Raw genomic sequence first — 14,863 nt, 5'->3', positions numbered from 1 at the left:
TAAGCAAGAATGTGAAAATCACAAAAAAAGGAACGTTGACTGCTGGAGGGAGAAGAATGAGAAAGAAATTAATTGTTATAGGTAACGGTATGAGCGGACTTCGTTTCATAGAAACGATCATTTCTCATGGAAATGACTTCTTTTCCATTAGATCTTTTGGAGAAGAGCCTGCGGTACATTATAATCGCGTCATGCTTTCTTCTTTTTTACAAGAAGAAACAAGTGAGTCTTCTTTATTTTCACATTTTGACGCCTGGTATAAAGAGCATAACGTTTATATGCATACAAATGAAAGCATTAAAAACATAGACACAGATAAAAAAGTGGTGTATACCAGCCAAAAAGAAACATATTCGTATGACAAGCTGGTCATTGCGACAGGATCCAAAGCTGTGCAATTAAATATTCCAGGAAAAGAGAAGGATGGAGTATTTACGTTTCGAACTTTGGAAGATGTAAAAAAGCTTAAAGCCCTATCTAGGAAGTATAAGAAAAGTGTAATAGTTGGTGGAGGATTTTTAGGGCTGGAAGCAGCTTACGGACTTGCTAAATCTGGAATGGATGTAAACGTTATTCAGCGGGGCTCTGCATTACTTAACAAGCAGCTGGATGATACGGCTTCTTCATATTTGCAAAAGGAATTGGAAAAACGGGGGATTTCTTTTTATTTTCGTCAATCACTTTCTGGCATTATTGGAGAAAAATGGGCAGAAAGTGTTAAGCTTCAAGACGGTACCAAAATTGATACTGACTTCGTGCTTTTTACAGCAGGCATTAAACCTAACATCGAGACTGCGCAAAAAAGCGGTATTAAAACGAACCGAGGCATCTTGGTGGACGACTATATGCAGACTAGTGCAGATGATGTGTACGCAATAGGGGAATGTATAGAGCACAATGGGATTTCTTATGGAATTGTCCCTCCCGTATATGAACAAGCAGAAATCGCGGCCCATCATATTTGCGATAAACGCATCAATGCTTATAAAGGATCTTCAACATACAGCCATTTAAAAATTGCAGGAATTGATTTGTTTACCGCAGGTAATATAGAAGAATCAGAACAAACAGACAGCATTGTTCAAGCTGACAGCACAAAGCCTTTATACAAAAAATTGGTCCTTAAAGAGGACGTGATTCAAGGAGCTGTTTTGTTTGGTGATGCCTCGGCCTCAGAAGATATTGCTAAACGTATGGTCATTCAAAAACCTTTGTCCTTTCAAAAAAAAGAGGAATTGCTTTCCGGCAAGAATATGGATGAAAATTTAATACATTCATCTCCAGAGACTATTATTTGTAAATGCAATGTAGTAAATAAACAAACAATTCTCCAGCATATTGCTAATACAGAACATCCAAGTTCGCAAACAATTAAGACCTCTACAAAAGCTTCTTCGTCATGCGGAGGGTGTTCCGGAGACGTTTCGGGGCTGCTTCGCGTTTTTGATCAGTGTAAGCATCAGGCAGAAAAAAAATCATTGTGCGATTGTACTTCATTAGAAGACGAAGAGGTCAGGAAGTTAATATATACCGGAGTGTGGAAGAGTTTATCCGATATATTGTTATCAACCGAATGGGAAACAGAAGGATGCAAGATATGTCTGCCAGCGCTTCAATATTATCTTTCTGTATTTGGACAAATGGAAAAGGTATGCCCTCCTTGGATTTATAGGGAAGACAAGGAGGCTGTAACCATAGAATCGCTGCCAATTAAAGAGAAAGAAACATCAACAGCATTAGGGACTTGGATGCGTGTTGCAGCGTCTATGCCTTTGTCGAATATGAAAATGAGCAGCGGACGAAGGGTGCAGTTAAGTAATGTTCCGTTAGAGGAAGTAGAAAATGTTTGCAGCGTCACTTCTACTCCTTTGTGTTCATATCCACAAGCACAACTATTACCATTCCAATTAAAGACGGAAGAGGGAAAAAGCGTCCTAGAAGAGCTCGAACACAATTCATTTCCCTTATCGTTTCCTGCCCCTTTTTCTATAGAAACGACAAAAATGTATCCCCCCTCGATTTCTCCAGGTGGTTTTACCCTTGTTAGAAGTGGGGATGTTTGGGAAATGCATGTTGATGGAAAAGGTGAGCGTTTTATTTTATATGTGATATCTGATGAGGAACTCAAGGAGTTTACAGAGACGGCTATCCAATTTTATCGAGAAAGTGCTCAGTATCGTGAAAGATTTGCGGAATGGATGGTGCGGTTGTCTCCGCCTGTCATTAGAGAAGTTTTGCTATCAGATGAAGATAGAGAAGACCTGCAGAGCAGGTTAAGAAAACAAATGACTGAAGTTTGGACAATGAAAAAAGAGATATTCACCCCTTAGTTGAATGCAGCAAGAGATGGAGGAGGGACTTTAATGAATGAAAGTATGCTTGCCAGCTTTCGAGAACGCCAGAAATCAGCCGCAACAGAAAATATACATGAAACACAATGCCCTTTTTGCAGTATGCAATGCAAAAAGAAAGTGATAGAAGAACGTAGTGCAGGCAGGTATCGTTACAGAACGATCGGCATGGATAATCCCACTACGAAAGGCCGCCTTTGTGTGAAGGGAAAAAATGCTTATCAGCATGCTGTTCATCGAGAACGAATTACTTCTCCGTTAATTAAGGAAAATGGAGAGTTTAGAAAAGCGTCATGGGAGGAAGCTCTTCAAGTAATTAAAGAAAACGTCAAAGCTCTCCAAACAAATGATGGGTTTGATTCAATCTCTGTTTATGGGGGAGGGTCATTAACCAATGAAGAAGCATATTTGTTAGGCAAATTTGCCCGTGTTGGCCTTGGGACAAGATATATTGATTATAATGGCCGTTTTTGTATGTCTTCGGCAGCCTCAGCTAGTATGAAAACGTTTGGGTTAGACAGAGGGCTGACTAATAGATTAAGTGAGATACCTGAGGCAAAATGTATTGTTCTGGCAGGAACAAATGTTGCAGAATGCCAGCCGACATTCGTTCCATACCTAGAAGAAGCAAAAGAAAATGGAGCTTTTCTGATCGTGATTGATCCACGGCAAACTGATACCACAGCAATGGCTGATCTGCATTTGAAAATTAAACCGGGAAATGATAAAAAGCTTGCGCAGCTGCTTGAAAAAATAATAATAGAAGAAAAATTAGGGGATGAAGATTTTTGTGCAGAAAGAACGAGCGGTTACTCAGAATTGGCGGACGCTTTAAAAGATATATCCGTTGAGGCATTATGTAAAGACATAGGAGTAACCTATCAGGATGTCCATGAAGCAGCGGTTCGATTTGGTCGTGCTAAAACTGGTATGATTTTCACAGCTAGAGGGGTGGAACAGCAAACCGATGGGCATGAAACTGTCCGGCATTTTCTCAACCTTCAGCTTCTAACTGGGAAAATAGGAAAACGAGCTTGTGGATACGGGGCTATTACCGGTCAAGCAAATGGCCAAGGAGGACGAGAACACGGTCAAAAAGCGGATCAGCTTCCTGGTTACCGGTCCATCGAAAATAAGAGAGATCGCCAATATATTGCTGACGTTTGGGGAGTGGAGGAGCAGTCCCTTCCATCTAAAGGTGTGTCTGCTTATGAAATGATGGAAAAAATGGAAAAAGGCGAAATAAAGGGATTATTTCTTATAGGATCCAACCCCGTTATTTCTAATCCGAATGCCAATCTTATAAAGGAAGCACTTACAAATATTTCTTTTATGGCAGCGGCAGAGATGTTTATGACAGAATCAGCTTCCTATGCAGATGTTATTTTGCCAACCACTTCTTACTTAGAAGATGAAGGGACATTGACGAATATGGAAGGCCGTGTGACCTTACGTGAAGCATCCCGTAAGCCTCCAGGAGAAGCAAGACATGATTGGAAAATTCTATCTGAAATATCCTCTGTTTTAGGTAAAGGAAAATATTTTTCTTATCGTTCAGCGGAAGATATATTTAACGAACTGCGTCTTGCTTCTAAAGGTGGGAAAGCCGATTATTATGGAATTACGTATGAGCGTATCAGGAAGGAAGAAGGAGTTTTCTGGCCTTGTCCCAGTATGGAAACATCAGGGGACGCCATTTTATTTAAACATTCATTTGCGACGGCAGACCGAAAAGCTCAATTATTTTATTCTCAACCAGTGAAGGAATATAAAGAATTTATTAACGAAACCTTTCCTCTTTATATGACAACAGGACGTACGATGAATCATTACTTAAGCGGTGCGCAGACTCAGCGAAGCTCCCGCCTGCTGGCTCGTGAATTTGAATCATTTGTTTATATTCATCCAGATACTGCCCAATCTTATGGAATTCGTCCCGGAGAATTAGCAGTTATCACCTCCAGGCGGGGAAAAACTCTGCTCCGCTGTACCTATTCGGAGACTGTACGAAAAGACACCTTGTTTGCGCCTATGCACTGGGGCAGAGAACAAAATATAAATAACCTTATTGATGGTAAACTAGATCCCGTATGCCGAATGCCCGGATTTAAAAGAGCAGCGGTTTCTATTCGACCTTATTAATTGTGCGGATAGAGTTGTCTCCAAGGATTATCATATCCATGGAGACAACTTTTTTGTTATGGAAATTTTATAGGGGAAGCAAGAGTTTGTTGATCGCGGTAGGAGCGGTAAGAAACCACGTTATGCTCCGAAGTGTAAACATCCATTTGTAATATAGCAGAGCCTCTCATCTCTAAATAATAATGGATGTCGTTTTCGTTTAGTTGATAAAAAGTAAAAGTCATGCCAAGAAATGTTTTTTGACTTTTTTTTGTCTCTGGATGGTTTTGAATATACGCTGTTAATTGTTCCACCGTTGCGGTAGAGGTTCCAGTGATATCATATAATTTTTCTTTGAATAACATACTAGCTTGTTGAAACGTTACTTTTGTTTTCTCCATGATGTTTTTCAAATATCCAGCCATCGTTTTCCTCCTTGTTTGTTTATAAGGTTTGGTCCTTTGTGAAAATTTATTCTCGTTTTGGCCTTTTCATCACTTTTAGTAATAAAAAAAGCAGCCGCAATGGACTGCTCTTTCATATACATCAGCTCCAAGATTTATTTTGAACTGGAAGCTACAGCTCGTTCTTTTGTGGCTGCCACTTCGTTGAACGATTCTTTTTCTAAATCTAAATCGTCTTGAGACATATAATAATCCTCACTAAAGGCATTCTTCGGCTCTTCTAAGGAGAAATAACAAACTGCAAAACTTATCAGTGCTCCTCCGGCTAAAATAAAAAAGAATTGCTGGGGAGTCACAAATGTATATAATGTTAAATAGACGGTGGCTCCAACATTTCCATATGCCCCTGCCATGCCGGCAACTTGACCAGTAATGCGTTTTTTTATCATTGGGATTATAGCAAAGGTAGCCCCTTCTGCTCCTTGAATGAACATAGACGTAACAACGGTAATGACCACCGCTGCAGCAGCTTGAATCGATTAATCCCATACCGACAAGCCCCAATGTAATACCTATCATAGGATAAGCATCACACGTCGTCTGCTTCCCATACGGTCGGACAGCACACCGCCCAGCGGCCGGAGTTAAGGAAAATGTCATTTGAAAAAACATAGGAAGCATTGATACAATCGCTAACTCAGCACCAAAGTTTGCAAAGTACGTACTGTTTAATGCACCTACGTTTTTGAATTGATACTTATCATCTTCTGCTATACCTTTTTTCAGCAGAGGAACGTTAACTTTTAAAATTTGATAAACTTGATAAACGAATACCAGGCCAATGACTGCCCATATCGCATACAAAATATTTTGTGACATAAACCCCATATTTTCAATTCTCCATGCGCTTAGAGCCAAAGCCCCTCCTAAGGGAATTGTCCAAAAAATAAGCTGTGCCATATCCTTCCATGAGCTGACTTCCATTGCTCCGCTCTTTTTAGGTTTAATTAAAGCACGGCCATCCGGGGTATCTTTTACGTTAAAATAAAAAATGATTCCATAAATGAAACAAACGACACCTGTAAAGGCGATTGCATAACGCCATCCATCATCTCCTCTAAATAACGTCATTCCAAGCCATGGTAAAAACATGGCTGCAGCTGCCGAACCAAAATTTCCCCAGCCGCCATAAATGCCTTCCGCAAATCCAACATGTTTAGGCGGAAACCACTCAGCGACCATTCGAATACCAACCACAAAACTAGCTCCGATGCTTCCTAAGACAAGTCTTGAAACCATAAGTTGAGCCCATGTATCACCAAAAGCAAACACAAACGCAGGAATAGACATGACGATCAGCAGTCCTGAATAAACAATTCGTGGGCCGAACCGGTCTAATAATGAGCCAATTACAATACGAGCCGGTATAGTTAAAGCTACATTTAATATACCAAGTGCCGCTATATGTTCAGGGGTCAGCCAGCCCATATCTTCCATCATCGTCGTAGCGAGAGGTGCCATATTATACCAGACAAAAAATGAGACGAAAAAAGCAAACCAGCAAAAATGAAGAACTTTAATTTTCTCATCTTTATAACTAAATACATCTTTTAGCCTCAAAGAAATCCACCTTTCTTTTAGAAAATGCTTTTTATGTTTCTGAATAGTTAGAAACTTTTCGGGCTGGTTAAAAAACGAAATATGTGCTTTTTTAAAACAAGGACGGACCTCTCCTTTCATTTGCACAAATTGATAAGCACTTGTCGTTGATTTTAATGCAGCAAGTGGTTTATTAGGTGAATGACGAAAGATTATAAACCAAAACATTTTTTATTAAGACATGAAAAAGCATTTGAAAATGCTTATAAATTGCTTGTTAAGATAGGAGACTTAAATTGGGGTAATTTTCAAGTGAATTAATTCCATTACAAAAACCTTGTGAGATTAAATAACAAATAAGCAGTCAAAGTATAAAGGCTCCCTTACAATTCAAGCAGGAATAAATATTAGAAAAAGAATAGAGAGGAGAGAAAAATGGATAGTATTCAACCTGGCAAAGTTGTGGACACCATGATTCAAGCCGGAAAGACAAAAGCAAACCTCTCGATCAGGGATTTATTAATGAGAGGGGGATTAGCTGGCGTATTTTTAGGGTACGCTACAACGCTGGCATTCACTGCTAGCCTTCAAACTGGTATTGATATGATTGGAGCATTAATTTTTCCAGTAGGGTTTGTGATGGTCATTTTACTTGGCCTTGAACTTGTTACAGGTAATTTTGCCTTACTTCCTGTGGCAAAATTAAATGGACAAATATCGAATTCAGATATGCTTAGTAATTGGTTTTGGGTAATTGTCGGTCATTTGATAGGAAGCATTTTTTATGCCTTTTTATACGTATTGGTAACTACGCAATTTGGTACCGCTGACCCTAGTGCTATGTCCGAGCAGCTTATTTTAGCAGCGGAAGCAAAAACAATCGGATATGCTGCTATAGGAGGAGCTGGTCTAGGGACGGTATTTGTAAAAGCAATACTATGTAACTGGATGGTAGCCTTAGGAGCAATTATGGCCATGACATCGAGTTCCACCATCGGAAAGATAGCAGCAATGTGGCTGCCAATTTTAATATTTTTTGGACAAGGATTTGAACACGCAGTGGTTAACATGTTTGTAATTCCAGCTGGAATGATGCTTGGAGCCGATGTAACAATGGCTGACTGGTGGCTGTGGAATCAAATACCAGTTCTGCTTGGAAATTTAGTTAGTGCTTTTCTATTGGCAGGAGCCGCCCTTTACTTCACACATGGCAAGAAGGAAGAGGGCAAGGAAGCACCTTTACAGAACTTAAAGAAAGCACAATAAATAATTTAGGGAGGAAGATAGTATGAACATCAAAGAGCAGGAAATGAGAAAAAGCATAACAGATATTATTTTAGAAACCAAGAAAGTTCAGGGCGTTTCATATGAAGAGTTAGCCCAAGCGATAGGAAGAAACAAAGTATGGGTGGCTGCAGCTATCCAGGGGCAGGCCACTATGAGTGAAGAAGAAGCAAGAACACTCGTAAACTACCTAAAATTAGAGGAAGAGGTTATTCCTTTTCTAACAGCAATCCCAACGAAAGGATCTTTAGATGAATCGGTGCCTATCGATCCCCTAATCTATAGGTTTCATGAAATAACTCAAGTGTATGGAACGACACTAAAAGAAGTTATTCATGAAGAGTTCGGGGATGGAATTATGAGTGCCATTGACTTCAGATTGGATGTTGATAGAAAAGAGGACCCGAATGGCGACCGAGTTGTCGTCACGATGGATGGTAAATTTTTACCTTATAAAAAGTGGTAGAAAAAAAAGCGCAAGAAGAGCTGTTCGAAAGTGAGTACCCTTTCGGAACAGCTCTTTTTTTGATATTTAAAATGCGATCAAGGATTATTCTTTTAAATATAAAAAAACGTGTTAGGTTATCTAACAAGAAAGCCCACATGTTAACTTGTTTAACTTACAATGTAATCAAGATAAAGATAATAAATTTTTCAGCAAAAGGTGGAGAGACGAATGAAGAGTAACAAAGGGAAAATCTACTTTGTGGGTGCAGGTCCCGGAGATCAAGAACTGATTACAGTGAAAGGCTTGAAAGCACTGCAAAAAGCAGAAGTTATCATTTACGATCGTCTCGTTCATCCGTCTCTATTATTGGAAGCAAAGCATAATGCAAAGTTAATATATTGCGGCAAGCAGCCTTGTAAGCATACACTTCGTCAAAGTGATATTCAAAAAGAATTGATCATACAAGCCAAAAAAGGAAAAAAGGTTGTACGGCTAAAAGGCGGGGACCCCGCAGTTTTCGGGAGAGTAGGGGAAGAGGCAGAAGCCGTGAGCGGGCACAGAATCCCCTATGAAATTATCCCGGGAATAACAGCAGGGAGTGCTGCTTCTATCTATTCAGGCGTTCCATTAACGCACAGAGAATATTCTCGGTCCTTTGCAGTCGTAACCGGACATAGTAAAAATAAAGATGGGAAGCCGGATATCGCCTGGGGAGATTTAGCAAAGGGGGTTGACACCATTGTTTTTTACATGGGAATAAAAAATCTTCCCTATATAGCACAACAGCTCATTAAAGAAGGGAAAGACCGCAGGACAAGCACACTTGTTACAGAATGGGGAACTTACGGCAGGCAGCGGTCTATAACAGGTCCTCTAGAGCAAATACCGGCTATGGCAGAAGAAAAAGAGATGAGTAACCCAGCGGTAATTGTTGTGGGGGATGTTACTAAGCTTCATGATTTGCTCCAATGGGTGACAGAAAAGGAGTTAAGCGGAAAGGGTGTTATAACCTTATCCAGTGACAGCACAGATCAGGATTTTGCTGATAATTTAAAAGAAGCTGGAGCAGAAGTTTATGAGCTAAAAACAGAAGATTGCCACTTATCAAATAATATGGCAGAAATTATAAGCCGTTTAATTACAGAAGGGCATGCAACCAGCGTATTGCTTCGCAGGGAAACTTCAGCTAGAGTGCTGTGCAAACTTCTTGAATACGTGAAAGAGCAATCAGCAGATACTCTGCCTGAACTTTCATTTATTTGTATAGGAACAAAGACAGCTCAAATGATTAAGGAATATGGTTATGTGCCAAATGCAGTACTGCCGGCACTTTCAAATACAGAAAATGTAATAGAAGCTTTAGGTGAGAAACAGATACAAGAAATTGGATAAATCAGAAAAGGGAGTGGATATTAAAATGAACAAAGAAAGATTAGTGTTAATAGGTAACGGCATGGCGGGTATACGGACAATTGAGGAAATTTTAAAAAGAGATCCTGATCGGTTTGAAATTACTGTATTTGGAAAAGAACCTCATCCTAGCTACAATAGGATCGCCTTATCATCAGTTCTTCAAGGGGACAGCAGCGTAGAAGATATAATATTAAATGATTATGATTGGTATGAAAATAACGGTATTAAATTATACACCGGTGATCCGGTTGTGAAAGTAGATAAACGAAGAAAAAAAATCCACAGCAAAAATGGAATAGTTTGTGAGTATGATCATTTAATCTTTGCAACAGGCTCTAATCCATTTATGCTTCCACTGCCAGGGGCTGATAAAGAGGGAGTTATAGCCTTCCGGGATATTAAAGACTGCGAAACTATGATAGAAACTTCCAAGCATTATAAAAAGGCAGCAGTTATAGGAGGCGGTCTTTTAGGTCTGGAAGCGGCCAGAGGGTTATTAAACTTAAATATGGAAACAGAAGTTATTCATATTTTTGACCACTTGATGGAGCGTCAATTAGATGCATCGGCTTCTGACATGCTGCGCCGGGATCTCGAAGAGCAAGGCATGCGCTTCCACATGAGTAAGCAAACAGAAATGATAAAAGGTAAAGATAGAGTAGAAGGTTTAAAGTTTAAAGATGGTTCTTTCCTAGAAGCAGACCTGGTTGTTATGGCTGTTGGAATTAAGCCAAATATTGAATTAGCTAGTGATACGGGTCTTAAAACAGAGCGTGCAATTGTTGTCAATGATTATATGGAAACAAGCGCAAAAGACATTTATGCCGTTGGAGAATGTGCCGAGCATAACGGTATCGCTTACGGTTTAGTAGCTCCGTTATATGAACAAGGAAAAGTATTGGCTGATCACTTATGCAGCAAAGAGACTGAAGGTTATCATGGATCTTTAATGTATACTAAGCTGAAAGTTTCCGGAGTTGACCTTTTCTCAGCCGGCCAGTTTCAAGATGAAGAAGGTTCTCGTGCCATAAGGGTAAATGATGAGTTTGAAGGGATCTATAAAAAAGTAGTTGTTAAAGACAATAAAGTAGTTGGATCTGTTCTGTATGGCGATACTTCCGACTCTCCACGCCTGCTTGACATGATGAAAAAAGGGCAGGATATTTCGGATATGAATAAAGCGGTTATTCTGCCTTCTGAGGATGCAAGCGCGTCTGCTGGAGAAAGTCCTGTTGTCTCAATGGCAGCAGATGAGCAGATTTGTGACTGTAATGGGGTCTGCAAAGGTGAAATCGTAGATGCTATCAATAACGATGGCCTGAATACGGTAGCGCAGGTTACGCAGCACACGAATGCGGGACGTTCATGTGGAGGCTGTAAGCCACTTGTTGCTGACTTATTAACTGCAACTCTTGGTGAAGAGGTTGTACAGAATCATAAAGAGCCAATGTGCGGATGTACTGAGTACACTCATGAGGAAGTCGTGGCCGAAATTCGTGAGTTAGGTCTTTCCCACCCTAAAGAAGTCATGAATGTACTTGGTTGGGAATCTGACGAAGGTTGTCCAAGATGTCGCCCAGCTATAAATTATTACTTGAAAATGGTCGCCCCAATTAATAATACAGACGATCCTACTTCACGATTTGTTAATGAAAGACTTCACGCGAACATCAATAATAACGGTACCTTCACGGTTGTTCCTAGAATGTATGGAGGGGTAACGAACCCTGACCAACTACGTAAAATTGCGGACGCTGCAGATAAGTATAATGTACCGCTCTTGAAAGTGACAGGCGGACAGCGTATCGACATGCTGGGCATAGAGAAGGAAGACTTGCCTAATGTATGGAATGACCTTGGTATGAAATCTGGCTCTGCTTACGCAAAAGCGCTTCGTACAGTGAAGACATGTGTAGGGGAAGACTTCTGCCGCTTTGGAACCCAGGATTCCATCGGACTTGGTCAGGAGCTTGAGAAAAAGTTTGAATACATCAACACCCCTCACAAAGTAAAAATGGCAGTGTCTGCTTGTCCACGTAACTGTGCGGAATCAGGAATTAAAGACTTTGGTGTCGTTGGTGTCGAAGGAGCTTGGGAACTTTATGTCGGTGGAAACGGCGGTGTAGACCTTCGCGGCGGGGACTTATTCTGCAAAGTGAATACGAAAGAAGAATTAGTTGATATTATTAGTGCTTTCTTACAATACTACCGAGAAAATGCTAGATATTTGGAGCGCACTTCCCATTTTGTTGAACGAGTAGGATTAGATCATATGAAAGAAGTGGTGCTTGAAGATCCAGAAGGTCGCAAACAACTTATTGAGAGACTTGAAGTTGCACTTTCTACCGGTCGTGACCCTTGGAAAGAGGTTGTGGATAGTGAAGACAAACAACAAGAGTTATATGAAAAAACACATGTGGAAGTATAAGGAGGGGCTCGCATGAGTAAAGTGGAAAGCTTAAAAAAAGTGGAAGTGGCAAAGGTTGATAATTTATCAGTAGGGATAGGGCAACGGATTAATGTAGATGGAGAAGAAATCGCTCTTTTTAAACAGAAAGATCATTCTGTGAATGCTATTCAAAATAAATGTCCTCACAAAGGAGGTCCTCTTTCCGAAGGAATTGTCAGTGGAGAGCACGTATTCTGTCCATTACATGAATGGAAAATTAATTTAAAAGATGGCATCGTGCAAGCCCCTGATGAAGGCTGTGTAAAAAGCTACGATGTGTCGATTGAAGAGGGAATCGTTTATATTTATGTATAAGTAAGTCGAACTGAAAAAGAGTGCGGGATTTCGGTGTTACGATATCCGCACTCTTTTTTGGTTTTCATGGGAATGTAAATAGATGTGTTTACTGTCATTCGGTTATCCCGGATGGCAGTTTTTTTAGCGAATGTAATGTTTCGAAGTTTTTGAATGAATAGGCGAGGGAAAACCTATATTGTTGCTTTAACTATGAAGGGAGAAGGTAACATGACGGTGGACTCGTTAGCACTAATCATTGTATATCTGCTCGTACAGTTATTTGCCAATAAAATCATTTCTTCTTCAGTGATTGGACGATTTAAGTGGCTTTCTTTTTCAGGCGGGGTCGCCGTTTCTTATGTGTTTGTGTATGTACTTCCATCATTACATAAAGAGCAAGAGAAATTAGGTGATACAAAAGGGCTGACCATGGAATCGGAGCTGTACATGCTAGGCCTGCTTGGTCTGCTCATATTCTATGGTGTTCATAAAGCAGCGGATAGAGCAGCCAGGGAGCATGAGCGAGGAGAAGGTCACTTTTTCTGGATCCAAATAGTCTTTTTCGCCCTATACAACATGCTTATTTCCTATATTATTTTTGCATCGGTTATAAAAGGGATTGAAGCCGTATTTTATGGTGTGGCGGTTGGATTTCATTTTATGGCTGTTTCGCACGATATGTGGAGGGAAGACAGCAGAAGGTACGAATCGCTCGGAAGGTACCTGCTTGCTGTCGGAATAATGGCTGGATGGGTGACAGGAGTATTCGCTCCGCTTCCTTCTTATGTGCTCGCTATTGTGTTTGCGTTTATATCAGGGGCAATGGTCTTAAACGTTTTAAAGAAAGAACTCCCTTCTGAAGAGAATGCCCATTTTAAAACATTTTTGGCAGGATCTCTTGGTTATACAGCTATTATATTAGCTTTAAAATATTTTTTTAACTGGTAAAGCAATAGCTATATTTTTAGAAGGGCTTGCTCAATGTCCTGCCAAATGTCCTTTTCGGATTCGAGACCTACAGAAAGCCGCAGTAAACGGTCACTAATACCCATTTTTTCTCTTGTTTCGGCAGGGACCACTGCATGAGTCATACTGGCAGGGTGCTGAATTAAAGTTTCTGCATCACCGAGGCTGACAGCGATACGAATCATCGAAAGCTTATTCATAAACGCCTGAGCTGTTGATTTGTCTCCTTTTAGCTCAAAGCTTATTAGTCCTCCGAAATGATCCATTTGCATGGCTGCCAGAGGGTGCTGTGGAAAGTCAGGATCGCCGGGGTAATATATTTTTTCTATTTTTGGGTGATGTTTAAGTCGTATACTAAGAGATTCTGCATTATCAGAGTGACGGTTCATTCGAAGAGATAAGGTTTTTAAACCGCGCAGCAGCAGCCATGCCTCAAATGGTCCAAGGATTCCCCCTATGTCTTTTTGAGATGATCGCCGAACGAGAGAGATAAAATCGGAGCTTCCTGCTGCAAGACCAGCAATGACATCCCCGTGTCCCCCGATATATTTCGTAGCGCTGTGTAATACGACATGAGCCCCATGCTCCAGCGGTCTTTGCAAAATAGGAGAAGAAAACGTATTGTCAACGATATAAAAAAGATTGTGTTTCTTAGCAATAGAACTAATCATCTGTAAGTCTACTAGTTTCATGGTAGGGTTAATAGGCGTTTCTACGTAAATAGCTATAGTATGCGGACGCAAATATGCCTCAATCGTTTCTTTTTTGTCCATGTTAACCAGGTCAAAATCCACTTGATATCGATCTTTTAACATCTGCAGCAAACCGAAGGTGCATCCATACACTCCTTCTGACACTAAAATATGGTCGCCCGTTTTGACAACAGAAGTTAGTATAGAAGAGACAGCAGCCATACCAGAACTGAATGCTATTCCCTTTTCTCCATTTTCAAGGTCAGCTATTTTATGTTCCAGCTCCTGAACCGTAGGGTTGCCAAGTCTGGAATATACAAAGCCATCTGCTTCTCCAGCAAATCTTCTTTCTCCTTCTTCCGCACTGGTGAATGAAAAGGTGGAGGTTTGGTAAATAGGAGGTACCAGGCTTCCGTAATGAGAATTATGATGCGGTCTTCCATGGATGAGCCGCGTGTCCATTTCTTTTTTGTTCATTAACGCATTCCCCTCGTATATTATATTTAAGCCCTTAGGAAGAGCTTATTTTCTTTCTTTAAAACTGTTTTCACACACTTTGTTGTTTGTTCACAGACGCAGTGTGAAATACACTTCGCTTTCACCCTCAGGGCACAAGTGCGACATCTACTCCAACTCTCTTTGCTCGTTCTCGTAGTGTCTTCTTTGCCGCAGTAACGTCTTCAGCCTAATCGGGAGTAAAACGCTCCCTGCAGGGTCTTCAGCCGTTGCTTTTCCCGCAGGAGCGGCGTAGCGCCTTTCTGTGCACCTCTCGTCCTCCGTGTCCATGACAACAAAGATGATCCGGAGAAGCCGCCAAACGGAGACATACGACCTCGAGT

The 14,863-nt window shown here is 40.6% G+C and carries 12 protein-coding genes; 8 read left to right on the top strand and 4 right to left on the bottom strand.

Annotation, left to right across the window (positions count from 1 at the left end):
• Positions 1-56: 56 nt before the first annotated feature.
• Positions 57-2,330 (top strand): FAD-dependent oxidoreductase, encoded by a 2,274-nt coding sequence (locus ACE1TI_RS11440; protein ID WP_375007702.1) that lies wholly within the window; start codon positions 57-59, stop codon positions 2,328-2,330.
• A 33-nt stretch (positions 2,331-2,363) separates the two neighbouring features.
• Positions 2,364-4,493: an assimilatory nitrate reductase catalytic subunit NasC gene (gene nasC / locus ACE1TI_RS11435; RefSeq protein WP_375007701.1), complete on the top strand. Its 2,130-nt coding sequence runs from the start codon at positions 2,364-2,366 to the stop codon at positions 4,491-4,493.
• A gap of 56 nt (positions 4,494-4,549) precedes the next feature.
• Here nasC and ACE1TI_RS11430 read toward each other — a convergent pair whose 3' ends face one another.
• The 3 genes from ACE1TI_RS11430 to ACE1TI_RS11420 form a co-directional block, all read right to left on the bottom strand.
• Positions 4,550-4,897 carry a hypothetical protein gene (locus tag ACE1TI_RS11430; RefSeq protein WP_375007700.1) on the bottom strand — a complete coding sequence of 116 codons (348 nt, stop codon included), beginning with the start codon at positions 4,895-4,897 and terminating at the stop codon, positions 4,550-4,552.
• A complete protein-coding gene (locus ACE1TI_RS11425) occupies positions 4,882-5,013 on the bottom strand; it encodes a hypothetical protein (protein WP_375007699.1) in 132 nt (43 codons plus the stop codon). Before ACE1TI_RS11425 ends, ACE1TI_RS11430 begins: the two co-directional genes overlap by 16 nt.
• A 121-nt stretch (positions 5,014-5,134) precedes the next feature.
• Positions 5,135-6,496, bottom strand: a complete 1,362-nt coding sequence (locus ACE1TI_RS11420) for an MFS transporter (RefSeq protein ID WP_375007698.1) — start codon at positions 6,494-6,496, stop codon at positions 5,135-5,137.
• A gap of 414 nt (positions 6,497-6,910) precedes the next feature.
• Here ACE1TI_RS11420 and ACE1TI_RS11415 point away from each other — a divergent pair, with 414 nt between their 5' ends.
• From ACE1TI_RS11415 to ACE1TI_RS11390, 6 genes are all read left to right on the top strand, one after another.
• Positions 6,911-7,741 carry a formate/nitrite transporter family protein gene (locus ACE1TI_RS11415; protein ID WP_375007697.1) on the top strand — a complete coding sequence of 277 codons (831 nt, stop codon included), beginning with the start codon at positions 6,911-6,913 and terminating at the stop codon, positions 7,739-7,741.
• Positions 7,742-7,763: 22 nt separating this feature from the next.
• On the top strand, positions 7,764-8,225 hold the full coding sequence (gene cynS / locus ACE1TI_RS11410; protein ID WP_375007696.1) for a cyanase: 462 nt from the start codon (positions 7,764-7,766) through the stop codon (positions 8,223-8,225).
• A gap of 210 nt (positions 8,226-8,435) precedes the next feature.
• Entirely contained in the window at positions 8,436-9,599 is a 1,164-nt protein-coding gene (gene cobA, locus ACE1TI_RS11405) for a uroporphyrinogen-III C-methyltransferase (protein ID WP_375007695.1), read from the top strand.
• A gap of 25 nt (positions 9,600-9,624) precedes the next feature.
• Positions 9,625-12,048 (top strand): nitrite reductase large subunit NirB, encoded by a 2,424-nt coding sequence (gene nirB, locus ACE1TI_RS11400; protein WP_375007694.1) that lies wholly within the window; start codon positions 9,625-9,627, stop codon positions 12,046-12,048.
• A 12-nt stretch (positions 12,049-12,060) separates the two neighbouring features.
• Entirely contained in the window at positions 12,061-12,384 is a 324-nt protein-coding gene (gene nirD / locus ACE1TI_RS11395; RefSeq protein ID WP_375007693.1) for a nitrite reductase small subunit NirD, read from the top strand.
• 210 nt (positions 12,385-12,594) lie between these two features.
• Positions 12,595-13,314: a hypothetical protein gene (locus tag ACE1TI_RS11390; protein WP_375007692.1), complete on the top strand. Its 720-nt coding sequence runs from the start codon at positions 12,595-12,597 to the stop codon at positions 13,312-13,314.
• Positions 13,315-13,322: 8 nt separating this feature from the next.
• On the opposite strand, the gene megL is transcribed toward ACE1TI_RS11390, so the two are convergent.
• On the bottom strand, positions 13,323-14,501 hold the full coding sequence (gene megL / locus ACE1TI_RS11385; protein WP_375007691.1) for a methionine gamma-lyase: 1,179 nt from the start codon (positions 14,499-14,501) through the stop codon (positions 13,323-13,325).
• Positions 14,502-14,863 lie beyond the last annotated feature (362 nt).

This window comes from Alteribacillus sp. JSM 102045, assembly GCF_041949975.1.
In the GTDB taxonomy this organism is placed as follows: Bacteria; Bacillota; Bacilli; order Bacillales; family Marinococcaceae; genus Alteribacillus.
Note: the sequence above shows the minus strand (reverse complement) of the source record. Positions and strands in the feature narration are given on the sequence as shown.

Coding starts and splice junctions, on each gene's coding strand:
- ACE1TI_RS11390 (WP_375007692.1), top strand. CDS start 12,595: ATGACGGTGGACTCGTTAGCACTAATCATTGTATATCTGCTCGTACAG.
- megL (WP_375007691.1), bottom strand. CDS start 14,501: ATGAACAAAAAAGAAATGGACACGCGGCTCATCCATGGAAGACCGCAT.
- cobA (WP_375007695.1), top strand. CDS start 8,436: ATGAAGAGTAACAAAGGGAAAATCTACTTTGTGGGTGCAGGTCCCGGA.
- nirB (WP_375007694.1), top strand. CDS start 9,625: ATGAACAAAGAAAGATTAGTGTTAATAGGTAACGGCATGGCGGGTATA.
- ACE1TI_RS11425 (WP_375007699.1), bottom strand. CDS start 5,013: ATGAAAGAGCAGTCCATTGCGGCTGCTTTTTTTATTACTAAAAGTGAT.
- ACE1TI_RS11415 (WP_375007697.1), top strand. CDS start 6,911: ATGGATAGTATTCAACCTGGCAAAGTTGTGGACACCATGATTCAAGCC.
- cynS (WP_375007696.1), top strand. CDS start 7,764: ATGAACATCAAAGAGCAGGAAATGAGAAAAAGCATAACAGATATTATT.
- ACE1TI_RS11430 (WP_375007700.1), bottom strand. CDS start 4,897: ATGGCTGGATATTTGAAAAACATCATGGAGAAAACAAAAGTAACGTTT.
- ACE1TI_RS11440 (WP_375007702.1), top strand. CDS start 57: ATGAGAAAGAAATTAATTGTTATAGGTAACGGTATGAGCGGACTTCGT.
- nirD (WP_375007693.1), top strand. CDS start 12,061: ATGAGTAAAGTGGAAAGCTTAAAAAAAGTGGAAGTGGCAAAGGTTGAT.
- nasC (WP_375007701.1), top strand. CDS start 2,364: ATGAATGAAAGTATGCTTGCCAGCTTTCGAGAACGCCAGAAATCAGCC.